The organism is Acidobacterium capsulatum ATCC 51196, from assembly GCF_000022565.1.
Classification (GTDB): domain Bacteria; phylum Acidobacteriota; class Terriglobia; order Terriglobales; family Acidobacteriaceae; genus Acidobacterium; species Acidobacterium capsulatum.
The window spans coordinates 3,142,739-3,168,590 of sequence record NC_012483.1 but is presented as its reverse complement, the minus strand read 5'-3'; the positions used below and the strand labels follow the sequence as shown (position 1 = coordinate 3,168,590).

Here is a 25,852-nt window from a genome sequence, read left to right as displayed (position 1 = left end):
ATTGCCCTGCTATTCTCCAAGCGGCTTCAGATCAGCAAGCGTTGTAGGAATCAACTCCGCGACAGTTGGGTGAATATGAACCGAATGCGTGAGCAATGAAGCAGGCTGATGCGCATACATCGCCGTAAGAATGCAGTGAATGGCCTCATCACAACCTGGACCGAACAGGGTCGCTCCCACAATCTGGCGAGTTTCCGCATGCACCAGGATCTTGATGAATCCGAAAGTCTCGCTCTTTTCAATTGCGCGGCTCACGTGAGACATTGGCCGCATTCCTACCAGGATCGGCTCCCCCCTGCGGCGCGCTTCGGTCTCCGTCATACCAACATGCGCCAGTGGCGGGTCAAGGTAGAGAGCGTGGACGGGAATTCGATCACTCACCCGGCGAGACGCTCCGTCCAGCAAGTTCTCCGCAACAATTTCGAAGTCATTGTAGGACGTGTGCGTGAATGCGCCTTTGCCATTGCAGTCCCCGAGCGCAAAAATCCCTGGAACATTCGTGCGTAACTGATCGTCCACCTGGATGTATCCATGCTCATCCGTGACGACGCCTGCGGCCTGCAAGTTCAGATCGTCCGTATTGGGTATGCGCCCGACTGCCAGCAGAATATGAGAGCCAACAATACGCGGCTCGCCTTCTCCGCAAGTCAGGCCGACAGCCACCTGCTTACCATCCACTTCGAGATGGATACACTCGGCGCTGGTCCTGCTAGCGATACCTTCGGCACGAAAGATCTCGTCAATGACCTTCGAGGCCTCCTCATCTTCGTGTGGCGCGAGTCTCCCACCGCGATCCACTACGGTGACTTGAGAGCCGAAGCGGCGGAACATCTGCGCAAACTCTAACCCGACATAGCCGCCCCCCACGACAACCAGGTGTTCCGGCAACTCGTCCAGATCCAGAATGCTGCTGCTCGTCAAAAAGGGTACTTTGTCCACACCCGGCAGGTCAGGGATAAAAGGCCGCGCGCCCACATTGAGAAAAATTTGAGACGCCTCTAACCGATGATCTCCCACTCGCATGCAGGAGGAGGATTCAAAGCTGGCGGTTCCGGTGAACACCGTACAGTTCTCCGTCTCTCGCAATCCTTTTTCTACGCCAGTCCGGGATTTTTCTACGATCTGGTTCTTACGGCGCTTGACTGCGCCCCAGTCCACTGCGACAGGGCCAGCGCTGAAGCCAAAGTCCTCACCGCGGCGAGCCATGTGCGCCGCCCGTGCGCTTGCCACCATCGCCTTGGTGGGCGTGCAACCTGTGTTCACACAGGTTCCGCCAAAAAGATGCCGTTCGACGACCGCAACCTTGCGTCCGGCTTTGGCAAGACGCCGCGCCAGCGAAGGGCCGGCCTGCCCGGCCCCGACCACAATGGCATCAAAAGATTCCCTCATGGCACCTTAGAGGCACAAATGCTTCTTCCCGTTGCAGAGTATTGTCCTGCTGCCCGGCAACACCCTCGTTTTTACCCCTCTATAAGGCCAAATTAGGGTTTTGTTTATAAAACCATAAACTGGATATGAGAGAACTTTTTCATGCAGACGCGACGCGACTTTTTAAAGCTTGCGGCCCTCATTTCCGGGGCTGGATTCACAGGCATGTTGCCGGCCTCGATCGAGAGGGCTTATGCCATCGAGCCCGAACCCGGCTCCACGTGGCTCGATGCCGAACACATCGTGATCCTCATGCAGGAGAATCGATCCTTCGATCACACCTTTGGCACGCTCCGTGGTGTGCGCGGATTCAATGATCCTCGCGCCTTGCGTCTGCCGAATGGCAACCTCGTGTTTGTGCAAACGGATCAGGAAGGGCAATCCTATGCTCCCTGGCGTCTCGACATCCGCGACACGCGCATCACGTGGATGGGCTCATTACCGCACTCCCGCGAGAGCCAGATCGATGCATGGAATCAGGGCCGCCATGACGGATGGCTCGACGCAAAGCGGTCTGGCGATAAAAAGTACAGCCATGTGCCCATGACCATGGGCTACTACACGCGCGAAGACCTGCCCTTCTACTATGCGCTGGCCGACGCCTTCACCGTGTGCGATCAAAACTACTGCTCAGTGCTCAGCAGCACTTCGCCAAATCGCTGCTATCTCTGGACAGGAACCATTCGCGACCGCCAAAGCCCCGGCTCAAAGGTCTTTATCCGGAATGAGCAGATCGATGGCGGCGGCCTCGTGTGGAAGACCTTTCCGGAGCGGCTGCAGGAAGCCGGCATCACCTGGAAGACATACCAGAATGATCTGACCCGCTCTGCCCTCACAGGAGAAGAGAGCGACTGGCTCTCAAACTTCGGCGACAACACGCTGGAGTGCTTCGACGCATACAACGCAGAGGCCTATCCGGGCTTCGCTGCGGCGGCAGAGTCCTGGAAAGTCGACCTGACAGAACAGGCCCGCAAGCTCGAAGCCGGCATATCCGCGGCTCCAGATGCCGCCCAGGCCGCTCAAATGCGGGCATGGCTCAAGCAAGTGCAGGACAACATCGCGAAAATAGACGCGGCGCTTTCCAACTGCGGCAATAAGCGCTACCAGCAACTGACAGACGAGCAGAAGGCGCTGTTCCATGCCGCCTTTGTCACCAATGCAGGTGACCCGGATTATCACGCGCTCAGCTCTCTCGAATTTGAAGAGGCAGGCCAGCCGCGCACGATGAGGGTGCCCAAGGGCGACATCTTCCACCAGTTCCGCAAAGATGTGCAAGAGGGCAAGCTTCCCACTGTTTCCTGGCTCGTTGCGCCTCAGAACTTTTCTGACCATCCCACATCCCCGTGGTTTGGCGCATGGTATGTCTCTGAGGCAATGGATATCTTGACCAGCAATCCAGACGTCTGGAAGAAGACCATCTTCATTCTGAATTATGACGAGAACGACGGTTACTTCGACCACGCTCCGTCATTCGTTGCCGCTGATCCCAAGAGACCAGAGACAGGCGGAGCTTCTTCCGGCATCAGCACTGCTCTCGATTACACCTATATAGAGGATGAACTGGCGCAAGGTGTTGCGCCACAAGAGGCACGGCGCGGCCCCATCGGACTTGGCTTTCGCGTGCCCATGATTGTTGCCTCACCATGGACACGCGGCGGATGGGTCAACTCACAGGTCTTCGATCACACTTCGACCCTCCAGCTTCTGGAGCATTTCGTCGAGGCTAAGTATGGCAAATCGGTACGTGAAGAAAACATCAGTACATGGCGCCGCACCGTCACTGGAGACATGACCTCAGTCTTCCGGCCCTTTCACTCCGCCTCATCCGATCTGAACTTTGTGGATCGCGATCCGTTTGTGGTGAGCATTGAAAAAGCTCGCTATAAAGAGATCCCGAATAATTATCGGGCGCTCAGCGCAAACGATCTGGCAAGCATGCAACACTCCCCCCGTCACAGTGCCCTGCTTGCAAAGCAGGAGACGGGCATTCGCCACGCTTGCGCTCTACCTTATGAACTCTACGCCGATGGCAGCTTATCGCAGGACGGCAAGCATTGGGAACTCCGCCTTACCGCCGGAGATCAGGCATATGGCGCACGCTCTGCCGGAGCTCCGTTCAATGTCTACCTGCGCAACCTCAAGAATGGCAAGAGCATGCAGGCGGCGACTTATGCGGTAAAAGCCGGCGACACGCTCCTGCAGAAAATTCCTCTCGAAATTTTCGTGGATAGCAACTATGACATCGAGATACACGGACCCAACGGATTCTATCGTTCCTTCGTTGGGAAAATAAGCTCACCATCGCCGGTGGTTGTGCGCGTGGCCTATGAGCAAGACGCCTCCAGGCTGACCGGTAACATAGAAATCCATCTGCAAAACAAGGGCCGGAAAACTATGGCTGTGTCTGTGATCGACCAATCCTACGGACGGCCATCTGTACACCGCTCCATCAATGGCGGAGATCAGACAGCAATCATCATCCCCCTGCAATCGAGCCACCTCTGGTACGACTTCACCATACATGCCGGGGAGTCAGAAGTATCCGCTCGTTATGCTGGACGCGTCGAGACTGGCCACCCAGGGTACAGCGATCCGCTGATGGGAAGCATGGCATAACTGTCTGCTCCTGGCGCTCGCGGAAGTACACTGGAATTTCAAGACAAGTAGAGACCGCGCCGTTGCATGGAGACGCCCGGTCACTGACTTCATTCTGTTGCAGGTTCGCACCGAGGTTTTTCTTTGAAGACATCATCACGCTTCACGGCTTCCTTCTTCGTCGCGCTGGCATTGGTTTTCCTGGGTGCCGCAAGCCCCTCATTGATCGCGCTTGCCGCCCCTCCAACTTCGCAAGTATTGCCACCGATCCGGCATATCTTCGTGATCATGCTTGAGAACAAAGACTTCTCAAGCACCTTCGGTGCAGACTCCCCAGCCCCTTATCTTTCAAAGACGCTACGATCCAAAGGCGCTCTGCTCACGCAGTACTACGGCACCGGCCATGACAGCCTCGACAATTACATCTCTGTGGTCAGCGGGCAAGCCTCTACCTCGCAAACATCAGATGACTGCAATACCTATCTGGATTTTCACCAGACCGGCACAGCTCCTGACGGCCAGGCAGTGGGGCAGGGATGCGTCTATCCTTCTTCAGTAAAAACGATTGCCAGTCAATTGATGGCCGAGGGTCTTACATGGAAGGGCTACATGCAGGACATGGGCAACGATCCCGCCCGTGAATCTGCAACCTGCGGACATCCAACTCTCAATGCCCGCGATCTGACCCAGGTTGCAGAGGCACCAACCCCGGCCATCCCCCTCGGCGACAAATACGCTACGCGGCATAATCCTTTCATGTACTTCCACTCGATCATTGATTCGCCGGTGTGCAAGAAGGACGTTGTCAACCTTCGCCACCTGAAGACCGATCTTCGTTCCGTCGCCACCACGCCAAACCTCAGCTTCATTACGCCGAACCTCTGCAATGACGGCCACAATGCGCCATGCAGTGATGGACGGCCGGGCGGTCTCAAATCCATAAACACGTTTCTAGCCAAGTGGGTCCCCATCATCATGAATTCTCCCGCCTACAAAAAAGACGGTCTGATTGTGATCACTTTTGATGAAGGCGGAGGTGGCACAATTGAGCGTCATGGAAAAAAGGTAACTGTAACAGTGCCGGGGAAATACTGCTGCCATGAGCTCGAAGGACCAAACCTCGGCAGAAAGTACCCTTACTTCGTGACTTATCATCAACACGGCTACGTCATTACCAAGAAAACTTTCGATTACGGTGGGGACCGTACAGGCGCGCTCCTGCTGTCAAAGTACATTCGTCCTTCAACCGTATCCAATGTGCCCTACAACCATTACTCACTTTTGAAATCGATGGAAGAGATTTTCGGTATCCATCACTATCTTGGCTATGCGGGGCAAAAGGGATTAGCGGCATTTGGTTCAGACGTGTTCACCAACTATCGATGAAGGACACCTATATGCCGTCCTGCGTGAGAGCTCGACTCATACAGACAGATGATCCATCCATAGAGATTGCTTTTCCATGCGACTCACTTTTTCAGCCCTGTTTTTGACCGCCTTGCTCTCAGCGGGAACCTTATGTCTTGCCGGCAGCACCAGACTCTCAACTCAGGCTATCCGTCACAGCGAGATGAGCGCTGCCGCCCGTCTTGGGAAAAAGATCTTCTTTGACAAGTCGCTTTCCGGATCAGGAAAAATGGCCTGCGCGACTTGCCATGATCCGCGCTTCGCCTACGGCCCACCCAATGCAAGTGCGGTGCAATATGGTGGACCAGACCTCAAGACTCCCGGCTACCGTGCGGCCCCTTCCCTGCGTTATGTCCTCAACTATGTGCCGCATTGGTCCGATGTGCGAGCCAGCAATCCAATCGAGCAACTGACTGAGACGGAGAATGTTCCTACCGGTGGTTACACCTGGGACGGGCGCTACAACTCGCTGCACGCCCAGGCCCTGCTACCTCTTTTCTCCCCTGCGGAGATGGACAATCGCAACGCCGCCACACTCGCTCACAAGCTCAGTCAATCAGACTACGCCGCGGAATTTCGCTCCGTCTTTGGAGCCCGCATCTTTTCCCGCCCTGCCAAAGCTGTGCAGGATGCGGCCATGGCTCTCCAGCAGTTTGAGCTGGAGGATAAGAGCTTTCATCCCTACAGCAGCAAGTATGATCGTTGGCTCGACGGAAAAGCCTCGCTTACACCGCAGGAACTGCACGGCAAAGAATTATTCGATAACCCCAACAGCGGCAACTGCGCTTCCTGTCATCTGGATGAAGTTGGGGCAAATGGCAGGCATCCGATTTTTACTGATTTTCAGTTTGAAGCGCTGGGCGTGCCGCGCAATGATGAAATTCCCTGGAACAGTAATCCGCACTACTACGACCTGGGCCTCTGCGGTCCGTTTCGCAAAGATAAAGCCTCTCATGATCCGGCAAACTGCGGGCTCTTTCGCACCCCTTCCCTGCGCAACGTCGCAATCAGGAAAGTCTTCTTTCACAATGGGCGTTTTCACACGTTGCGCCAGGCGCTGCTGTTCTATGTGGAAAGAGATACGGATCCCGGCAAGTGGTATCCAGCCGGCCCGAATGGAAAAGTAGAGAAGTTTAACGATCTGCCGATCAAAAACCGCGCCAATGTCGACACCACGGACGCTCCTCTCAACCGCTCTCTCGGGGAAAAGCCCGTGTGGAATGCACAGCAAATCGATGATGTCATCGCATTTCTTAAAACGCTGACCGATCAGGACGTCGTAAAGCGCCTGCCTCCTCCACCGCATTCCGCAAATGCTTCCTTACACCAGGCGCGTCGCGGCTCAGCGAAGGATTCCCCTCGCTGAGGCTATCGATGCAGCAAGCTCTGCCAGTTTTCAGGCACGCGCCCCTCAGGACCTGGCGCCGGCTGAGTGACTGGATGATGATGGGGAGGAGCAAGCGCGGGGCCATCAGCCACGCTGCTGCTTTCAAAATTCCAGAACCAGCTTTCTCCCGGCTCGAAGCTCTGGATCACCGCGTGCCCTGTGCTGCGGTAGTGCTCGTTGGCATGACGCGAAGGAGAAGAGTCGCAGCAGCCGATATGACCGCACTCCGCGCAGCGGCGCAGATGAAACCACCATCCCTCCGACTGCTCACATTCCAGGCATCCTGTGCCGCTCGGCTTCGCAGCTGGATTCACATGCTTCATTCTGGCATTCCTCTCCTGACACTTTTATTCCTGTCCCAAGTATGCCGCAAAGCAATTCATTGCCGACTGCCTTCCTTCATCTCGATCACCGCAACTGCATCCGCTGGAAGCATGAGCACTCCATCCTCGAACTTCACCTCGGCTGCTGAGGCCAATAGAACACGGCCCCATGAGCGAATGGAAAAACGGCAATCCTTAGCTCCCAGATTGCAATAGACAAAGACCCTTCCCCGCTGAACCATCAGCCATCCCGCTTGCTCATCAAAGCTGACCGACGCGTTCCCAGGCTCCCCAACATTCAGGTCAGCGCTTGACCGCCGCAGTCGGATAAGCTCCCAGTGCCACGCCAGCATCTCAGCATGACGCGGCTCCGTGGTCTCTTGCCACTTCAGCTTGGAGCGCTCAAAGGTTTCACGCTGCTCAGGATCAGGAATGGACTCGGGGTCCCATCCGAACGCAGCGAACTCCTTCTTTCTTCCCTCTGAAACCAGCCGTGCCATCTCAGGGTCATCGTGATTTGCAAAGTATTGAAAGGGAGATGACGCTGCCCACTCCTCGCCTTGAAAAATCATGGGAACAAAAGGACTCGTCAGGACCAGCGCGGCAGCAATCTTGGCACGCGGAGCGCCTGTCATGTGTTCTATCCGCTCGCCGATGGCACGATTCCCAATCTGATCGTGATTCTGGATGTAACCAAGAAAACGATGCTGCGAAAGATTCCCGGCAGCGCGCCCGTGAGTACGCTTTCGATAGGGGGAATACCGTCCATCGTAGACAAACGTGGACTCGATGGCTTTAGCCAACTGGCGCAACCCGCCAAAATCCGCATAGTAACCATCCGTCTCATTTGCAAGAACAGAAAACAGCGCGTGATGAAAATCATCGCTCCATTGCGCATCGATGCCATATCCGCCGGCCTCGCGAGGAGTAACGATACGTGGATCATTCAGATCACTTTCTGCGATCAGCACAAGCCGGCGTGCCAGTTGCGCGCTCAGCGCTTCTATCTCCGCCGAAAGCTGTTCAAGAAAGTGAATCGCTGATCTATCGACAAACGCATGCACCGCATCCAGGCGCAATCCATCGATATGAAATTCCCTGAGCCACATCTGCGCGTTATCACAGAAGAACCGGCGCACCTCATCCGCGCCGGCATCTTCCAGATTCACAGCGCCACCCCACGGCGTATGATGTGACTCGGTCACATATGGACCGAATTTCCCGGTGTAATTGCCCACCGGACCAAAGTGGTTGTAAACCACGTCCAGCAGCACCGCCAATCCTTTCGAGTGCGCCGCGTTCACAAAGCGCTTCAATGCATCCGGGCCGCCATACGGTGCATGCACCGCATAAAGAGCCACCCCGTCATATCCCCATCCATACTCCCCGGCGAAAGCCGCCACCGGCATCAGTTCCACATGCGTGATGCCGAGCGCACGCAGATAATCGAGCTTCTCAATCGCCGCATCGAGCGTGCCCTGAGGAGTGAAGGTTCCTATGTGTAACTCATAGAGAATGGCGCTGGCCAGCGGCGGCGCTTGAAATCCCGCGTCCGTCCAATCAAATGCATCTGGATCATAGACCCGGGACAATCCATGTACACCCTCCGGTTGCCACTTGGAGCGGGGATCAGGATAGGCCTTCGTATCTCCATCCACCAGAAACCCATAGTCCGAACCGGGCCCGGCCTCATCTAGCTCAGCCCGCCAATAACCGCGCTCATCCGGGCCTGTCATGGGATGGGCAATTCCATCTACCTGAACAGCCATTTCTTTCGCCCGTGGTGCCCACACTTCAAAAGAATGCATGCCTACTCCGTCTCATGAATCAGAAGCGCCACCGGAAAGCGCTCGAGCAGTGCTCCCACGCGAGTGGAGCCTCCCTTCACGCTGTCGCCGGTAAAGATGTTCTTCCAGTTTCCCTCGGGCAACTCGACACTTGTGCCCTGCCATTCTCCCAGACGCAGGGACCATCGCGGCGCAAGCGCTGCCACTTTACCTGCTCGCAAATAAGCAACGAGATGATCCTTCCGGTTGCCACGGGCATACAGGGGAGAGTATTCCGCATCTGCACCAAACCATTCTGGATGCTCGCGGCGCAGATGCAACGCCTTGTAGATCACCCACAGTTTTGGCAGCCCGCTGTCAAAGTTTCGCAGTATTTCCTCCGGACTCGTTCCCTGCTCTAGGCTCGACAGCATCGTGCGTCTGGCATCGTAATCCACCACACCACGATTGTCGGGATCCACAAGGTGCAAATCCCAGATCTCCCCACCCTGGTAAGTGTCTGGAATCCCCGGTGCGGTCAGCTTGAGGAGCGTTTGCGAGAGACTATTGATTCGTCCCGGCGTCTGCATACTGCTCACAAAACCTTCGAGATCTTCCAGAAATTCCTGCGACCTCAATATTTGCTCAATGAAATATCGAAGAGCATCTTCAAATTCCTTGTTCTGTGACGTCCAGCTCGTTTGTTGCTTGGCTTCACGCGTCGCTTTCTCCATATAAGCGGTCAGGCGTTCCGCACTAATCGGCCAAGTGCCTATCAAGGTCTGATACAGGAAATACTCCGTATTCCGATCCGGATAGATCCCTGTCTTAAACTGCGCGTTAGCGCGCGACCACTTGCGAAGTGAGCTCTTCCACAGACCGGGATTTTCAGTCAGCACGGCCAGCCGCGCTCGCACATCGTCTGAGCGCTTCGTGTCGTGCGTGGCCAGGGTATTCAACGTGTATGGGTGTGACGTCTGCACTTTCGCGAAATGATCATGGAATGCCTCCAGGCTGAGGCCGCCTGATTCCGGGGCACTCCCCACTTCGTTGAGGCCAATCATGGGATTAAAACAATAGAGCGCCGTGTCCTCGACGCCTTTGGCCATCACTGGAGAAGTGAACTGTTGAAAGCGCAGCAGGAATTCGCCTTCCAACTCTCCGCGCGAACGCCATGCCAGCACATCTCCCATAAAGTCAAATAACGCCGGATCAAGATCGGGCCGATTGGCCTTAGCTTCTTCTATCGCTTGATCGATCAGATTCTGATCTTTGTTGCCTGCCTGATCTTTTCCCGGAACAACATAGGTCCGATACACCGAAAAGCACGCTGCCACTTCGCGTAGCGCCCGCCTGATCTCCGCCCTTGTGTAATCACGACGGTCACGATTTCCCTCGCAGATACCCACAAACAGATTGGCGAGGCGATTCACGTCGCTGCCCAGCAGCTCGTGTTCCACATTCATCTTCTTTTCGTGAACAATATCGTCAAAGTCCACTGACTCCTGCGTGAATGCAGCATACGTCTTCGTGATTTCGCTCAGGCCCTCTTCGTGAACCAGCAGGCGGTTGCAAAAGTTCAGAAAGTCATACCCCGTGGTTCCCTCGATGGGCCAGTCTTCGCGCAAATCCTCCTCGGGCTCGAGAATCTTTTCGGCCACAATCCATGCATCCGGCGCATTTTCGCGCAACCGCTCAAAATACTGCTTCGGATCCCTGAGTCCATCCGGGTGATCAACCCGCACTCCATCCAACACGCCTTGATCAAGCCACTGCAAAACAAGATCATGGGTGGCGCGAAAAACGTGTGGGCGCTCCACACGAAGCCCAATCAAAGTATTCACATCAAAAAATCTCCGATAGCCCAGATCCTGATCCGCGGTGCGCCAATAGGCGAGACGGTAATACTGAAGATCCAGAAAGGCATCCAGCGCATCATGATCTTCATTCAATTCGGCAACTGCACGATCAATCGCCGCAATCACCGACGGCTGCTCATTGCAAAGCCGATGCAGCAGTTCGAAGATGACGGTCTTGTCCCTGTGTCGCGACATGACCATCTCTGTGTCGTAGGCATCGGGAACAGGAAGCCGCGAAAGGCTGTCTGCAATGAAGCTCAGTGTCGCGTTCTCTGCATACTGCGCTGCTTTCGTCAGAGGCAGCGCCAACGAACGCGGCGCAATCGGATAGAAGTTGTCCATGTATCGTGCGCGGAAGCGCTCCGCCTCATGCTCAATTCTGATCTGATTCTGGCTCAGCACTCTGCCGTACTGATCTCCCAGAACAGGAATCAGGATCTTGTTATGCAGCCGAACCTCTGGCATATTCCAGTCAATATCAAACCAGGTCGCATACCGGCTCGATGGCCCATTCTCCAGAACATCCCACCAGTAGCGATTCTGACGCCGCGTGGCCATGTGATTCGGCACGATGTCGAGAATCTGCCCTAGTCCGGCTTCATGCAGACGCTCACAAAAGCGCTTGTGGCCTGCCTCACCGCCGAGCTCCTCATTCACACGCCCAGGGTCAACCACGTTATAGCCGTGCATACTCCCCGGAGCAGCCTGCAGATAAGGGGAACTGTACACATGCGAAACGCCCAGCCGATGCAGATAATCTGCAACGGCAGAAGCATCCTCAAAGGTGAAGTCTTTATGGAGTTGTAAACGATAGGTGGATTGTGGAACGCGCCGCATGCTGGATTGCCCCTGTCCTGCAGGTAGCTCACGAAGTCAGGGTCTGCATTTTATGCATTCGGTGGACCCGTACCGTCAAAACTTGGCACGCATTTCGGACTTCGTAAGGTGTGACAGGTAGGATGTTCTGAGGCTACTGCGGGATGCTCAGGCAGGTTGGCACACGAAGCCTCTTACGCCCGCATTTCCATTCAGGTCCGACCCATACTCCCGCGGCCGCCACCGCGCAACGTCGCCGCGAGATGGCACATTTTCCGCACCATCTCGCGACTAAAAGTTGATTGTCTCCCGATCACCACGGCTCTACGGGATAGGATTCGTAAATCCCTTCGGCGGGGTAAGCGATCCACCGGGAATCGCCACTGGAGCCACTCCCGTATCTTTGCAGGTCATTGATGGCGGAAAATGATTCACTACCGTGGCGGGAATCTCAGCTTCTGATGGAGGAATCAGAGCCTTTTCGCCTGCAAGGCGCGCCGGATCAAAGCCGCCCAGCAGGTTTGACAGCCGCGGATTTGTGTCCCGCGGACCCTCGGGAAGATAGGGCTTTTCATCCGGCAATGAACCGAGCGCCGGCAGCCGGAACAGCACATCCAAAAACTTCGCAAACGAGCCTTGATCGCCAGAGTTGCTGTCCACCCCACCCGAGCGGGCATAGGGAGAGATCAAAATCAATGGCACACGCGGTCCGTCTCCACAGGGTTCCTTGTCAGGGCATTCTTCGAACTGCGGAGGCGGCACATGATCATAGAAGCCCTCCGAATCATCCCAGAGAACGATGATCGCCGAACTCTTCCAGTAAGGACTGTGCGCGACTGCATTCACCACCTTTGCGACCAGCGACTCCGAGAGCTGCGAATCTGAATAGCCTGGGTGATCGTCATCTCCAAGAATATTCGCCGCCGCCGGATTCGCCGGCTTCCAGCCAAAGGGATTCTTATATCCTCCCTTGATGATCGAAACACTCTTCTCCGGCAGCTCATGCTTCTCAATCACCGTGAAGAAGTCGAGCAGATCATGTTCGCCCATCCACATCTTCGGGTTCTTGCGGATGTAGCCAAAGTATTGCGGCGAATTATGATGCGGAATATAAGCCGGGTGATGATTTCCTTTTCCGTCGCCGAATCCTTCCTGATACCAGCCCCAAGGCACGGCGTTGTGATTCAACCGGGCCAGCTCGCTCACATCTTCCTTGATGTCGTCGCTGTCGACTTTGGCTTCCGTCGCTTCGCGGCCCTTTAAGGTCAGCATCAACGTTGCGTAGGTCTGATCAATCTGCAGCGCACCATCCGCCTGGTAAGGAAATGCGTAAGGTCCGAACGCCGGATTCGCATCATTCACCACCGGATCACCGGTGCCAAAGATCGACTTGAAGGCCCGCTCCGGATGCCGGGCCGCTTCTGTCTGGCCTGTTTGCGCGGCAATCAGTTCAATATTGCCCGGCGTGGAAGGACCATCCATCGCCTGAAAGATATGATCGTAGATCGTAAAGTGATGGGCATACATCCACAAAAAGGGAATCGTGGTGCAGTCTTCATGACCCATCGTCAGCATGCCTACCTGTTCGGCGTACTGTGGGCTGGCCATGGAAACGTTGACCAGGTTCTCTTCTTCAAAGCTGACGTACTTGTCCATCTTGCCGTGATCCGTCTTGGTCAGCAGCGCCAGGCGGGAGTGATCCGCATCGGCAGTATCGGAAGCATGCATCAGAAACGGCGTAATCCATTGATGCCCGATCGCATCCCACTGCCGAAAGCCATGTGCGCGGGCCTCCGCCGTGGCCAGATTGTCTACACCAGGAAACGATCCGAAATAGGAGTCAAAGGAGCGATTTTCCTGATAGACCACAAACACGTGATGCACGTGCGCACGCAGGTTTGCGATGATCTGCTGCTCGGTCTGAGGCAAAGCCGGTCTTGCGCCAGCAAAACAAGTCGCTCCGCTGCTTAGGAGCATCGCCCCCGCCAGCATGGCCAATCCCTTGAAACCGCCCTGCACGCGCACCTTCTTCACCGCTCCCCCCGCTTCACGAATCAAAATAACCTCGCACAAACATCTGCTTTCGCCGCACTCCTGCGCAAGGCCGTATTCTCCTTTGTACCTTTGCGACCTCCGCCAACTCTGTTAATTTTCTGTAATCTTGGCAAGAGCACAAGGGTAGCGCCCAGGCAGAGAATCTCCTGAATCGAGGCTCCCACCATCAGACTCGCCCCACCTCTCAAGAGCGCCCTCCGCACCATTTTTTCGATCGTTCTCAGATCCAGCCAAGCGTAGCCTCTCGGCAAGCCCTTTCTGCCGGGAGCAGGATGCCATCTTATGTCTCATTTTCAGTTACATTCTTTTCATCTTCTGAATCCACAAATGAATACCGCGCAGCACCCAGATTTTACTGCTCCGTAACCGGTGGCTGTTACCGTTCCCGCAGGAGGCGTGGACAATGCATTTTCGCCGTAATTGTTACGTATTTCTTTGTCTGTTTTTTGCACTGCTGCTCCCTGCAGCAGTGTTGGCTCAATCGACGCAAGGCACAATTCTCGGCATCGTCAAAGATCCTTCCGGAGCTGTCATTCCCGGGGCAAGTGTCACACTCACCGCAACCGATACAGGCGTGACTCACCACACGGTCACAGGGCAGTCCGGGCAATACCAGTTCTTCACCCTGACAGAGGGCCATTACACCATCTCGGTCAGCGCCAGCGGCTTTGAAAATGAAGTGCTCAGTGGGCTGACGCTTGCTGCCCGCCAGCAGCTTCGTGCCGACGTCACGCTCAAGCTGGGTAATGTAAGCCAGAAGGTCACAGTGAATGCGCAGTCAAGAGGCGCCATCACCACCGAGTCGCCCACGATTGAGGCGACCTACAACGCCGTGGACGTTGAAAATCTTCCCGCAAATTATCGCGCCAGCCAGAATGGCACCAGTCCTCTCGGCCTCATCCAGACACTCCCCGGCGTACAGTCCGATACCGGAAATCCGGATGGCACCGGCGTCAGCTTCTCGGTGCAAGGCGGACTCCCCTCCCAGTCTGACCTCACGGTCGACGGCATCAGCCTTCAAAATGTAACTGGAAACAGCCCAATTCAAGACGCCTTTCCTTCCGGCGAAGCCATCGCAGAGTTGCGCGTCGAGGGCGTGCTCGACAATGCGGAGTTCGGCCAGCCTGGCCAGATCACCGTCATCACCAAGAGCGGCACCAACAATTTTCATGGTTCCGCCTTCTGGTACTTCCAGAACTCAGCCTTCAATGCAATTCCCTACGGAACCCTGCAAAAGCCCCACATTGTCGGCAACGACTTTGGTGTCTCCGGTGGCGGTCCTGTCTGGATTCCTCACATCTACAACGGCCGCAATCGCACCTTCTTCTTTGCTGACTTTGAAGGCTTCCGGCTGCCCAAGTCCACGGCCGCTCAGTACAGCGTGCCCACCGCGCAAATGAAGCAGGGCAACTTCTCGCAGGTCAAAGGGGTGCAGCCGTTGACCAACCCCTTCACCGGCGCGGTCTATCCCAACTACACGGTGCCCATCAACAGCGTGTCGCAGAAGTTTCTGCAGTTCTTCCCCGACCCGAACACCGGCGACACCACGTCTTACACACCTGGCGAGATCAACTACATCGTCAATCAGAACACTGCTTATAAATCCAACCAGTTCGACGTGCGCGGTGACCAATACTTCGGCCAGCGCGCCCTCGTCTTCGCCCGCTACACCTGGAAGAACATCACGCAGAATCAGCCGGAGCCCCTGCTCGTCCCCGAGGGCCAGAAGATCGGCCAAAACCGTGCTCTGGTCGTAGCAGGCAACTACACCTTCAATCCGCACCTGCTGAACGAATTCCGCTTCGGCTTCAACCTCTACACGCAGGGCACCACCAACGCCTTCAACGGCCCCTCTTTTGTGCAGTCCTCCGGGCTGCAAGGCTTGCAGCATCTGTTCTTCAACGGCGTTCCTGAATTGGACTTCAACTACCTCAGTTCTCTGAATGCGGACCGTATCGCCGCTACGAGCAAATCGCGCCTCTTTGAGTACAACGACACACTCACCTGGACGCACAAGCAACATGTCGTCAAGGCGGGCTTTGACATCCGTCACATTGAGGCCATCACTCCGCTCGGTTTCTTCGGCGCGGACAATTACGGGACCTTCAACTTCAACACTGGCAAAAACTTCACAGGGCAAGAATTCGGCGACTTCCTCATCGGCGTGCCTCAGGGCACTGAATATGATGTCGTGCAGTCAGACAACGACGGCATCTCCAACCATTACGCCTTCTTCGCGCAGGATCACTGGAACGTCTCGCAGCGGCTCACCCTCGACTACGGCGTACGCTATGACTTCGAGCCCGGTTATCATGATCCCTCGGGCAACATCGGCAACTTCAACCCCAACGTGCCGCTCTCTGGTGAAGCCATCTTCCCTGATGGCGCGGAAAATACGCTCTCTCCCGGATATCTCGCCAGCTTCAATGCATGTCCCGTAGGCCAGACCACTGGATCACCGTCAGCCAATGGCGCGCCTTGCACACCCGTGCTCGACAATACGGCGGCTGGCTTCCCCAGCTATCTCAAAAAGGTGCCGCACCTGCGCTTCATGCCGCGCTTCGGCTTCGCATTCCGTCCCTTCAACGATGACCGCACGGCCATTCGTGGTGGATTCGGCATGTATGACATCACCACGCTCGGCTCCATCTACTACTCGCTGACCGGCACTCTGCAGGCCGCCACCACCATTTACGCCAACAGCGAAACCCAGACGGGTCCCGCCTACTCATGGCCGCAGATCTACGCCGGCCAGGGTCAAAGCTCCGCGGCTGGCGCATACGGCACAGCCTACTTTGGCACCGCCAACGCCGTGAACTGGAAAGACCCCTACTCCGAGCAGTACACCCTCTCGGTTGATCACGAGTTCGGCGCCGGCTATGGCGCGCGCATCTCCTACATCGGCATGGAAACCCACGACCTCGTCTGGGCACCTAACCTGAATGATTTGCCGACCTACTCTTCCACCAAGTCAGCTTATTTCCGTCCCCTCAGCGATCGTCCCTTCCCCAACTGGGGCGTCATCAACACGCGCGCCGTAGGCGCAAACGCCAACTACAACGCGCTGCAGCTCGACTTCAGCCATCACACCGGCAACGGGCTCACCTTTGATTCCGACTACACCTATGCCAAGAATCTCTCCGACGATCAGGGCCCAAACAACACGGGCTTCGCGGGTGAAACCGGCGGCGCGCGTGCCGAGTATGGCTTCAATCGCGAAATTGATTTCGGCAACGTCTACGGCACCCGCCGGCATCGCTGGAACACGACCCTCGTCTACAGCCTGCCCTTCGGCCATGGCCGTCAATTCGGCACGCACATGAACCGGCTCGAAGACACCATCGCCGGCGGATGGCAGATCAGCAGCATCTTCCTATGGCAGAGCGGTCCCTATCTCAGCCCCTATTTCCCCGGCGGCAATCTCGATCCCTCCGGAACCGGCTCGGGCCTGAGCAGCAACTATCAGGGAGGCTCTTATCCGGGCCGCGCCCAGCACCCGGATCAGGTCGCCGAGGGCAAGGCACGCAATGCCAACCGCACCGACTGGATCAACAAACAGGCCTACATCTGCCCAGGGCAGCAAGGCAACTGGCAGTGGGGCGATGCCTGCAACGTAGGCGGCACCACCACTGACAGTCAAGGGAATACAGTCGGCATCGCGCCCATCGGCCGCTTTGGCAATGCGCAGGTCGGCTCACTTGAAGGCCCGGGCACGGTCAACTGGTCTGCCGGTCTCTTCAAAACCTTCACCATCTATCGCGAGGTCAAACTGCGTGCGGAAGGCACCTTTGCCAATGTGCTGAACCACACCAACCTCAACGATCCCAACCTCGACATCTCCAGCCCGCAATACGGCACCATCACCACCGCCCGTGGCTCCGATTTCGGCAGCGCGCGCAATGGTCAGGTCTCCTTGCGGCTTGAGTTCTAACCTCTTTCATCCAGCGGCTCCAGTTCTCTGCGTGTTGCACGCAAGAACTGGAGCCGATTTTTCCTGCCGCAATTTCCTTCCGTTCCTCAGTAATTTCAACGCATTACCCCCCTGCTTTCCGGTAGAATCCGTGGCAAATGCCGGAACTCATCGCCATCCCATACACGCTCGTCGAAGACCAGACGCGCGACTCAGGAACCATCACCCGGCTCCCTCTGACCATCGGGCGTCTTCCGGAGAACGATATCGTTCTCGCGCACCCCTATGTCTCCCGGCGTCATGCGGAAATCGTGCGCGACGGCAGTACGTATTACATCGTGGACAGTGACAGCCGGCATGGCACCTTCTGGAACGGCCAGCGAGTCTCCGGGCGCAAGGCTCTGCACACCGGCGACACGCTCGCCTTCGGCACGCCAGACGGACCGCTGCTTCACTTCGGCGTCAGTGATGCCACCTCTACTTCCACCATCCGCGAAATCATCGAGCAACTGCCTTCCGTCGGCTCATCAAGCACGGCGCTTGAAAAACTGCGCTGGTTCTTTGAAGCGGCTCGCAAGTTTACGGGCGATGGCAGCATTGAGCAGATCCTGGCTGCACTACTAGAAACCACTCTGCAGCTTACCCAGGTCGAACGCGGCTACGTCTTTCTGCGTGATCAGGAGCAGGAGTGGAAGCTCGCCATGGGTCGCAATAGCAATGGCGAGCAGCTCTTCAGTGATGCCACCGTCTCTCATGGTGCTATTCGCGAGGCTCTCAAGACAGCCAAGGAATTTATTGTCACTGATACGCTCAGCGCCGAGCGCCAGACCGAGAGCATCGTTGCCCAGCATATTCGTAGCGTCATCTGCATTCCGCTGCGCAGCCTGCGGCGCACGCCCCGAGGCGATGAAAACGAGATATTAGGTCTGCTCTACCTCGACAGCCGCCTCAAGCCCGGCGTTCTCTCCAAGGTAGACAATGACCTGCTGCGCGCCATTGCCACCGACGCTGCCGCTCTGATTGAAAATACCCAGTTGGTGCTGGCCGAAGAGCATGCCAGGCACTACCGCGAAGAACTCAATATCGCTGCCCGCATTCAGACCAACATCATGACAGCACGGTTGCCCAGCCTCTCGTTCGCGACCGTAGCCGCTCGCTCTGTGCCCTGCCGCGAAATCGGCGGCGATTTCTTTCTTGCTGTCGGAACAGACAGTTCCCTTTCCGTTGCCGTTGCCGACATCGCAGGCAAAGGAATCTCTGCTGCTATCCTCGCCTGCACCATGCAAGGAATGATTTACGCTCAGCTCATCTCAGGCCAGCCGCTGGACACAATTGCCGCCGCCGTCAACCGTTACATCTGCGAAAAAGACATCGGCCGCTATGCCACCATGTCCATCCTGCGCCTGCACTCCAGCGGACGTCTGGAGTACATCAATTGCGGCCACATTCCTCCCTTTCTCTGCTCAGGCACGAGCGCCTCACGGCTCTCTGAAGCAAACCTCCCGGTAGGCATGATTGAGAACACGCAGTTTCAGGCGGAAGAAACAACTCTGAACCCCGGAAGCCGCATTCTCGTCGTCACAGACGGAGTGACAGAAGCTCATCCCGGCGACGGCGACTTCTTTGGAGAGGATCGGGTCGCACGCGCCGCACTCGGCTGCAGTGGACTCGACGAGATATTTGCGGAAGTCGAGCAGCACTGCCGCTCCAATGAGAACGACGACGACTGCACCATCCTCGAAGTACGCTTCACAGGCTGAAGCCTAATAGGACGAGGCCATCAGCAATCCCAAGCAAAGCTGTGGCCCTCGCTCCAGCGCAAAGCGGGGCAGTCCGCGCTCGCCCACATGCACAGCCAGCAGTTCTTCAAAGAGGTGCGGCCTCGCCGCCAAAGCCTGCAGTGCGCGCTGTTGTAATGCCGGGTAGCGATCCATCAGCAACAGCAGCGCCGCCATGCGATGCGGCAGGCGGCTGATGGCCCGGTGAGTGCTCGCGTACGCTTCCAGATCATTGCTCACAACTGCGGCCGCCAACGCCTCTGCCTGCTGAAAGCACCCAGCCAGCCCTTCGCCAGTCACCGCATCCACTGAGCCGGCCGCATCACCCAGCAACGCTACTGAAGAGCCACGCTCGACCTCTCGCAATACTCTGGTCGCCGAGAGGGCTCCTCTTGGAACCGAGCACTCCGCCGCATTCCCTATGCGTTCTTCCACCCACGGAAAATGCGGCTGCCAGGGCTCATCTTCGCGCATTGGCTCGCGCCCAACAAACGCCACGCACACACAATCCTCCGCTACCGGAGTGATATAGAGCTGTCCCCGTTCGGCCCAATGCACCTCCACACGATCCGTCCACGGCTCTATTTGGTAGTGCCGGCGAAATCCATATCGCACCCGATCCACTCGGCACGCATCCAGCCCCGCCCACGCGCGCACCTGCGACGCCTGGCCATCCGCGCCCACCAGCACGCGAAACCGGATCTCCTCTCCATTCACCAGCGCGCTTTGCGGGCCCGCCAGTTGGCATCGCGTCTCCCAAAGCAGATGAGCGCCAACTTCTTCCGCTCGCGCTCTCAGCCGCTCATGCAGCCGCAACCGCCGCACGCCCAGGCCGGGCCTCGATGGAAACACCGCCTCGACACGTGTTTTGACATCTTCAAAATGAATGCCGCGAAAGGGCACACCATCCCGCGCGTCCAGCAAAATCCCGAGACGTTCCAGCGCCGTCAGAGCCTCGGGCATCAGCCCTTCTCCGCAGGCTTTGTCGATGCTTGCAGGGCGAGCCTCCACCACGGTCACATCCACCCCACGCTGGCGTAGCGCAATCGCAGCCGCCAGACCGGCAGGCCCACCGCCAATCACCAGCACATCCGTGCGCAGCAGAGAAGAGAAAGCAGACACCAGCATCTCCCGACGCTTCAGTCTACCGCTGCCGGCATCCGGATAGCGGCGCGCGCATGCAACGCGCCGCTATCACGCTATAAATTCGCTGTTATTTCTTCAAAGGCTTTTGTGATGCAACCGGATGGGCTACCTTTGCCGGCGCTGCGGGCGCGCCTGGCTTCGCCTTGCCCGGGCTTGATGGAGCCGTCACATAATGCACCACAATCGTGATGCGCCGATTTGTCGGATCAAAAGGCTTGTTTGGCAATCGCAGATTCTGGTCCCCATATCCGCGCACCTCCGCCACCTGCCCCGCATGCAGGCCGCTCGCCTGCATCAGGCGTCGTGCCGCATTGGCGCGATCCGCCGAGAGATCCCAGTTCGTATACCCGTCCTTGCCCGGATAGGGCTTGGCATCTGTATATCCTTCAATCGTGATCCGGTTCGGCACCCCTCCAAGCTGCTGCGCCAGCAGCTTCAACATCTCTTTCCCGCCCGCGCTGAGCTTCGAGCTTCCCGAATCAAAAAAGGTGCCGCCCTTCGCCTCCAACAGTTCAATCCGCAACCCCTCCGGCGTCACCACCATGTTCACGTGATTCTGCAACGCCTTGAGCTGAATCTGCGCATGCATGGCCTCGGATATCTGCGTCTTGATATTCCGAATATCCTGCTTCTTCCACGTCAGATCATCCGTCGCGCCATTGTGATCGTTGCCGGTCAACGCGGAGTTGCTCTTGGGATCTCGAAAGTACCCGGCAATGATCTTCTTGATCGGTGTACTCGTGTTCATCAGCCAAAGCACGATGAACAGTGACATCATGGCGGTCACAAAATCCGCGTAAGCAACCTTCCAGGCCCCGCCATGGTGGCCTCCGTGGCTCACCTTCTTGCGAATCACGATAATCGGCCGATGCGGACTCATGCCTGCGCCGCCGCCTCGGCCCCAGCCTGTCCATTCGCTCCGGCAGCCTCACCCCGGTACGCTGCTTCCACCTCGGCAAAGCCCGGCCGCACATGGGAAGGAATCGCACGGCGGCCCGCCTCAATCGCCAGCACAGGCGGCTGGCCCTTGATGAAGGAGATCAAAACAATACGCAACACATACAGATACGCATTCTCGTCATCCACTGTTTTGCTCATGCTTGAGCTCAACGGCCCCACAAACCCATAGCACATCAGAATGCCAAGAAATGTGCCCACCAGCGCCGCCGCGACCTTGTGGCCAATCTCGCCTGGAGGCCCATCGAGTGCGCCCATCGTGATCACCACGCCCAGCACCGCCGCCACAATTCCCAGCCCCGGCAGCGAGTCGGCCATCGTCGTCAGCGCCGTAATCGGCTGCATCGCACCATGATGATGCACCTCGATATCCCGCTCCATCATCTGGTCCATATCAAACGCATCCACGTTGCCCGAAATTGCCATGCGCAACGTGTCGCAAACAAAATCACGATGATGATGGTGCTTCAGAAAGTTTGGGTAGTTCTGGAACAACTGGCTCTCAGCAGGATTCTCAATGTCCGCCTCAATGCCCAGCATGCCCAGCCGCCGGGCCTTGTTCAAAAGCTCATACAGCATCTTCAGCGTCGTCAGGTAATTGTCTTTCCCAAAGGAAGACTTCCCGAGCACACCCTTCAGGCCCCCCGCAATCGCCTTCAAAATGCGCAGAGGATTGGCAATCAGCATCGTCCCCACGGCGGCGCCGCCAATAATCAGCAGCTCGGCCGGCTGCATCAACACCAGCAGAGGGCCCTTCTCCATAAGAAATCCGCCCAGCACCGCACCAATTACGATCAAGATTCCAACAATGGCCAGCATGTGGGATACAACTCCTTCCCAAGGGTTCCGATCAGCAGATTTTTCTTTGACTGATACCCTCGCTCGCCTCAAGGGCAAGGGTTCATGCGGGGAACATGCGTCAAGGTCTGTATCGGCGAGGGAGAAGTTCTCTTGAGTGAAGGGACGGCCGTCTGGATGCTCGCGCACCTCCGCGCTCAGCGCGCAAAGCAGCACAGAGAGAAAGTGAATTAGAAAAAATTAATTCGCGCTGACGATCGGCAGACGCACCGTGAACTCCGTTGATCCCGGCTGCGACGCAAAGGAGATGCTCCCCTGGTATTGCCCCGTTACGATGCGATGCGCGATGTCGAGACCAAGCCCTGTACCCACACCCACCGGCTTGGTCGTGTAGAAGGGCTCGAAGATATGCTTCTGTTCCTGCTCCGGGATGCCCGGCCCCTGATCCGTAATGCTCACGCAGACAAAGCCCGGCTCACCCCACGTACGCACCGTCAGCGTGGAACCCTCGGGAGCCGCATCAATCGCGTTGTCCAGTAGATTCGTCCACACCTGGTTCAGCCCACGCCCGCACGTTTTCACTTTGGGAAGATTCGCGTCGAAGAGCTTGGTGATCTGGATCTGTTTGTGGCGCAACTTGTGTCCAAGGATGGTGAGGGTGCTGTAGATACCCTCGTGGACATTGACTTCGTGCAGGGTGCTTTTGTCTTCGTAGGCGTAACGTTTGACTGCAAGCACAAGGTCGGTCACTCGTGCCAGGCTCTCTTCGATGGTGGAGACAGCCTGCATGCTATCAATGAAGCCTTGCAGCCATCGCAGCGTCTCGGCCAGCGTCTCGTCTTGAAACGTGCCCTGCGTGCATTCCATGTCCTTGCGCCGCCAGCCTGCCGAAATCAGAGTGGACGACAGCTTCCACGCATCCTGCACACCCAGTTCCTCAAGCCACTGGGCTAGCTCTTCTTCCGCATCTGACTCTTCCAGAGAACTGGCCGGCTTCGGCTTGGTGTGCGCCATCACCTCATTCTGCAGATAGCGCATGCACTCGATTTGTTTCGGATTCAGAGAGATCTGGCTCAGCCGCAGGCAGACCTCCGGCAGGGTCTGCAATGACTCCCGCAATTGCGCCGCAGCCCGTTTCGCGGCGCTGCCCGGATTATTCAACTCATGCATCAAACCGGCTGCCAGCATACCGAGCGAAACCAGCTTTTCCCGTTGCAGTTGCAATGCGTTGTAGGCGCCAGAGCGGTGCGACATATTCTGCAGAATCGTCCGCCGCACGGTGGGGCACGTTCCAAGCAGATGCCAGAACGATTCGCTCTCCATCCGGATCAGCGTGCTGGCTTCCACCGCGTGACAAGTGGCCATGATGCTCTGCGCGCCACTGAGCAGTGGAACTTCACCAAACGATTCCCCGCTGGCGAGAGTCGCAATCATGCTCCGGGAGCCGTCGCCCTCTTCCTTGAAGATCTGCAGCTGACCCTCAATCAGCAGCCAGAAAGAAAGCTCATGAGGACCTTGGTTGTAAACATTCTGCCCCTTGGCCACCTGCATCATCTGCACCTCGTCGATGCATTGCAGGTCCTCGGCCTTGAGCCCTTGAAAGCCCTTCACCTTCTGCAGAAAAGGAAGCAGCTCGCTTCCCGGAATCATTTTGGTTTCGATGCCTTGACTGAGCATGAATCGTTAGTACCGCGCCAGGTATTGATGCACAAACTGGACCGCGATCGCTCCTTCCCCCACAGCGGTAGCCGCTCTTTTCACGGATCCGTGCCGAACATCCCCGGCCGCGAAAACTCCTGACATGCTGGTTTCCAGCAGAAACGGGTCCCGGTCTTCTTTCCATGACTCAGGCAAACTCCCCTGCAACCGCAGATCAGGCCCGGTCAGCACAAATCCATTCATGTCCCGCAAAATCGCGGGCGGCAGCCAATCGGTCTGCGGAGCGGCTCCAATGAAAATAAACAGCGCTGAAGCCTCCCGCGTTTCTTCTCCCTGGGGCGTCTCCAGCCGCAGGCTGGTCAGCCGCTCCTCACCGCGGGCTTCTACCACCCGGGTGTGAGTCTCCACCTCAATATTGGATGTGGCAGCAATCTGATCGATCAAATATTTTGACATGCTGCTTTCCAGAGAGTCGCCGCGCACCAACATGGTCACTCTTCGGGCAAACTTCGAGAAATGCATCGCCGCCTGCCCTGCGGAGTTTGCTCCTCCCACAATGTACACGTCCTCGTCACTGCAGGACCTCGCCTCGACCAGCGCCGCACCGTAATAGACACCTTTGCCGGTCAGCGATTCGATCCCCGGAGCATCCAGCTTCCGGTAGCGGACCCCCAGTGCCAGCAGGCACACCCGGCAGCTCACCTCGCGCCCATCGGCCATCTGGATAAAACGATACTGCCCCTCAGCTCGCAGGCCTGAAGCGCGCTGGGTTAAAAACTCCGCGCCAAACCGGGTCGCCTGCGTATGGGCGCGCCGTGCCAGATCGGCCCCCGTAATTCCCGAGGGGAAACCGAGGTAGTTCTCAATCCGCGAGCTGCTCCCGGCCTGGCCTCCAGGAGCCTCCGGCTCCAGAATGAGCGTGCTCAACCCCTCCGAAGCGGCATACACCGCCGCGCCCAGCCCGGCCGGACCCGCGCCTACCACTACCACGTCGTAGTATTCAGCCTTGGCCTGAGTTCGCAGACCCACCTTCTCGGCCAGGCTATGCAGGTCAGGCTGCGCCATCGAGCTGCCGTCCGGAAAGATCACCACCGGCAGCTTCCGGTCGTCCAGCGCATGCTTTCGCAGCAGTTGTGTGGCCTGCTCATCCCGCTCCGGATCGAGCCACAGATAAGGAACCTGGTTCCTCGATAGAAAATCCCGAACCTGATGATCCATCAGCGTCCAGCGCGGCCCAATCACCTTCAGCCCTTCAAACGGAGGCCGGTAGCCCTGCTTCCACGAAACCAGCAAGTCGTCGATGACCGGATAAAACTGCTGCTCCGGCGGATCCCAGGGCTTCGTCAGATAGTAGTGAATGCGCGCCGAATTGATCGCCCGGATCGCCGCCTCCGTGTCCGCATAAGCGGTCAGCAGAGCACGGCGCGCCTCCGGGTAAAGAGTCTGGGCCCGCTCCAGAAATTCCACGCCAGACATGCCCGGCATCCGCTGGTCTGACAGGTACAGCGCAACCGCATCCCCCCGCTCCTGCAACTGCCGGCTGATGTCCAGCCCGGCCTGTCCTGAACCGGCCCGCAGCACCCGGTACTCCGCCCCATATTTACGACGCAGATCCTGAACCACCGCCTCCAGCACGTTCGGATCGTCATCCACCGCAAGAATCACTGGCTTTGCCATAATTCCACAATACCAGCCGCTACTCCCCCTGAAACCGTTTACGCCATCCCACCTTTGGGGTACTTATTTTCCAATAACTCTTGTTGTATAGATACGACAAGTTCCCGATTCACCTTGGTTTTCTCGTTAACTGCACACGGCTGGCGGCTGAGTGGATATAGTTCGCTATCCGAAAAAAGGCAGACAGATTCTCAAATGCCCAAAGAAGGCATCTTCTTGCGCTTTTATCTTCAGCAGCAGCCAATCGCTGAAGCGCATGAGGACTTAACCATGTAGTACCATTGCCGATTT

General features: G+C 57.1%; 15 protein-coding genes. 5 read left to right on the top strand and 10 right to left on the bottom strand.

Annotated elements, in window-relative coordinates; translation table 11 throughout:
• Window positions 1-9 precede the first annotated feature (9 nt).
• Window positions 10-1,389 carry an FAD-containing oxidoreductase gene (locus ACP_RS12990; RefSeq protein ID WP_015897789.1) on the bottom strand — a complete coding sequence of 460 codons (1,380 nt, stop codon included), beginning with the start codon at window positions 1,387-1,389 and terminating at the stop codon, window positions 10-12.
• A gap of 141 nt (window positions 1,390-1,530) precedes the next feature.
• Between ACP_RS12990 and ACP_RS12985 the strand changes: the two genes are divergently transcribed.
• The 3 genes from ACP_RS12985 (at window position 1,531) to ACP_RS12975 (ending at window position 6,796) form a co-directional block, all read left to right on the top strand.
• Entirely contained in the window at window positions 1,531-4,044 is a 2,514-nt protein-coding gene (locus ACP_RS12985) for a phosphocholine-specific phospholipase C (protein WP_015897788.1), read from the top strand.
• Between the two features lie 123 nt (window positions 4,045-4,167).
• Window positions 4,168-5,409, top strand: coding sequence for an alkaline phosphatase family protein (locus ACP_RS12980; RefSeq protein ID WP_202944469.1), 1,242 nt, complete (start codon window positions 4,168-4,170; stop codon window positions 5,407-5,409).
• A 184-nt stretch (window positions 5,410-5,593) separates the two neighbouring features.
• The gene (locus ACP_RS12975) at window positions 5,594-6,796 is read left to right on the top strand and encodes a cytochrome-c peroxidase (RefSeq protein WP_202944468.1); all 1,203 of its coding nucleotides are present in this window, start codon (window positions 5,594-5,596) and stop codon (window positions 6,794-6,796) included.
• A gap of 2 nt (window positions 6,797-6,798) precedes the next feature.
• On the opposite strand, the gene ACP_RS12970 is transcribed toward ACP_RS12975, so the two are convergent.
• From ACP_RS12970 to ACP_RS12955, 4 genes are all read right to left on the bottom strand, one after another.
• Window positions 6,799-7,140, bottom strand: a complete 342-nt coding sequence (locus ACP_RS12970; protein ID WP_015897784.1) for a UBP-type zinc finger domain-containing protein — start codon at window positions 7,138-7,140, stop codon at window positions 6,799-6,801.
• A 56-nt stretch (window positions 7,141-7,196) separates the two neighbouring features.
• Window positions 7,197-8,948, bottom strand: coding sequence for a malto-oligosyltrehalose trehalohydrolase (gene treZ, locus ACP_RS12965; RefSeq protein ID WP_015897783.1), 1,752 nt, complete (start codon window positions 8,946-8,948; stop codon window positions 7,197-7,199).
• 2 nt (window positions 8,949-8,950) lie between these two features.
• Entirely contained in the window at window positions 8,951-11,602 is a 2,652-nt protein-coding gene (gene treY, locus ACP_RS12960) for a malto-oligosyltrehalose synthase (protein WP_015897782.1), read from the bottom strand.
• 303 nt (window positions 11,603-11,905) lie between these two features.
• Window positions 11,906-13,639 carry a phospholipase C gene (locus ACP_RS12955; protein WP_052294809.1) on the bottom strand — a complete coding sequence of 578 codons (1,734 nt, stop codon included), beginning with the start codon at window positions 13,637-13,639 and terminating at the stop codon, window positions 11,906-11,908.
• Window positions 13,640-14,105: 466 nt separating this feature from the next.
• Between ACP_RS12955 and ACP_RS12945 the strand changes: the two genes are divergently transcribed.
• Both ACP_RS12945 and ACP_RS12940 read left to right on the top strand, forming a co-directional pair.
• The gene (locus tag ACP_RS12945; RefSeq protein WP_238525561.1) at window positions 14,106-17,567 is read left to right on the top strand and encodes a TonB-dependent receptor; all 3,462 of its coding nucleotides are present in this window, start codon (window positions 14,106-14,108) and stop codon (window positions 17,565-17,567) included.
• A 137-nt stretch (window positions 17,568-17,704) separates the two neighbouring features.
• Window positions 17,705-19,306, top strand: a complete 1,602-nt coding sequence (locus ACP_RS12940; protein ID WP_015897779.1) for a SpoIIE family protein phosphatase — start codon at window positions 17,705-17,707, stop codon at window positions 19,304-19,306.
• Window positions 19,307-19,309: 3 nt separating this feature from the next.
• Here ACP_RS12940 and ACP_RS12935 read toward each other — a convergent pair whose 3' ends face one another.
• The 5 genes from ACP_RS12935 to ACP_RS12915 form a co-directional block, all read right to left on the bottom strand.
• Entirely contained in the window at window positions 19,310-20,446 is a 1,137-nt protein-coding gene (locus ACP_RS12935) for an NAD(P)/FAD-dependent oxidoreductase (RefSeq protein WP_015897778.1), read from the bottom strand.
• A gap of 91 nt (window positions 20,447-20,537) precedes the next feature.
• Window positions 20,538-21,350 (bottom strand): flagellar motor protein MotB, encoded by an 813-nt coding sequence (locus ACP_RS12930; RefSeq protein WP_015897777.1) that lies wholly within the window; start codon window positions 21,348-21,350, stop codon window positions 20,538-20,540.
• On the bottom strand, window positions 21,347-22,246 hold the full coding sequence (motA, locus tag ACP_RS12925) for a flagellar motor stator protein MotA (protein WP_015897776.1): 900 nt from the start codon (window positions 22,244-22,246) through the stop codon (window positions 21,347-21,349). Before motA ends, ACP_RS12930 begins: the two co-directional genes overlap by 4 nt.
• 219 nt (window positions 22,247-22,465) lie before the next feature.
• On the bottom strand, window positions 22,466-23,902 hold the full coding sequence (locus ACP_RS12920; protein ID WP_015897775.1) for an ATP-binding protein: 1,437 nt from the start codon (window positions 23,900-23,902) through the stop codon (window positions 22,466-22,468).
• A 6-nt stretch (window positions 23,903-23,908) separates the two neighbouring features.
• Window positions 23,909-25,561, bottom strand: a complete 1,653-nt coding sequence (locus ACP_RS12915) for a response regulator (protein ID WP_015897774.1) — start codon at window positions 25,559-25,561, stop codon at window positions 23,909-23,911.
• Window positions 25,562-25,852 lie beyond the last annotated feature (291 nt).

Bases quoted from the DNA above. Each gene is read 5' to 3' on its own strand.
- ACP_RS12990 (WP_015897789.1), bottom strand. From the start codon at position 1,389: ATGAGGGAATCTTTTGATGCCATTGTGGTCGGGGCCGGGCAGGCCGGC.
- ACP_RS12985 (WP_015897788.1), top strand. From the start codon at position 1,531: ATGCAGACGCGACGCGACTTTTTAAAGCTTGCGGCCCTCATTTCCGGG.
- ACP_RS12975 (WP_202944468.1), top strand. From the start codon at position 5,594: ATGAGCGCTGCCGCCCGTCTTGGGAAAAAGATCTTCTTTGACAAGTCG.
- ACP_RS12970 (WP_015897784.1), bottom strand. From the start codon at position 7,140: ATGAAGCATGTGAATCCAGCTGCGAAGCCGAGCGGCACAGGATGCCTG.
- treZ (WP_015897783.1), bottom strand. From the start codon at position 8,948: ATGCATTCTTTTGAAGTGTGGGCACCACGGGCGAAAGAAATGGCTGTT.
- treY (WP_015897782.1), bottom strand. From the start codon at position 11,602: ATGCGGCGCGTTCCACAATCCACCTATCGTTTACAACTCCATAAAGAC.
- ACP_RS12940 (WP_015897779.1), top strand. From the start codon at position 17,705: ATGCCGGAACTCATCGCCATCCCATACACGCTCGTCGAAGACCAGACG.
- ACP_RS12930 (WP_015897777.1), bottom strand. From the start codon at position 21,350: ATGAGTCCGCATCGGCCGATTATCGTGATTCGCAAGAAGGTGAGCCAC.
- motA (WP_015897776.1), bottom strand. From the start codon at position 22,246: ATGCTGGCCATTGTTGGAATCTTGATCGTAATTGGTGCGGTGCTGGGC.
- ACP_RS12920 (WP_015897775.1), bottom strand. From the start codon at position 23,902: ATGCTCAGTCAAGGCATCGAAACCAAAATGATTCCGGGAAGCGAGCTG.
- ACP_RS12915 (WP_015897774.1), bottom strand. From the start codon at position 25,561: ATGGCAAAGCCAGTGATTCTTGCGGTGGATGACGATCCGAACGTGCTG.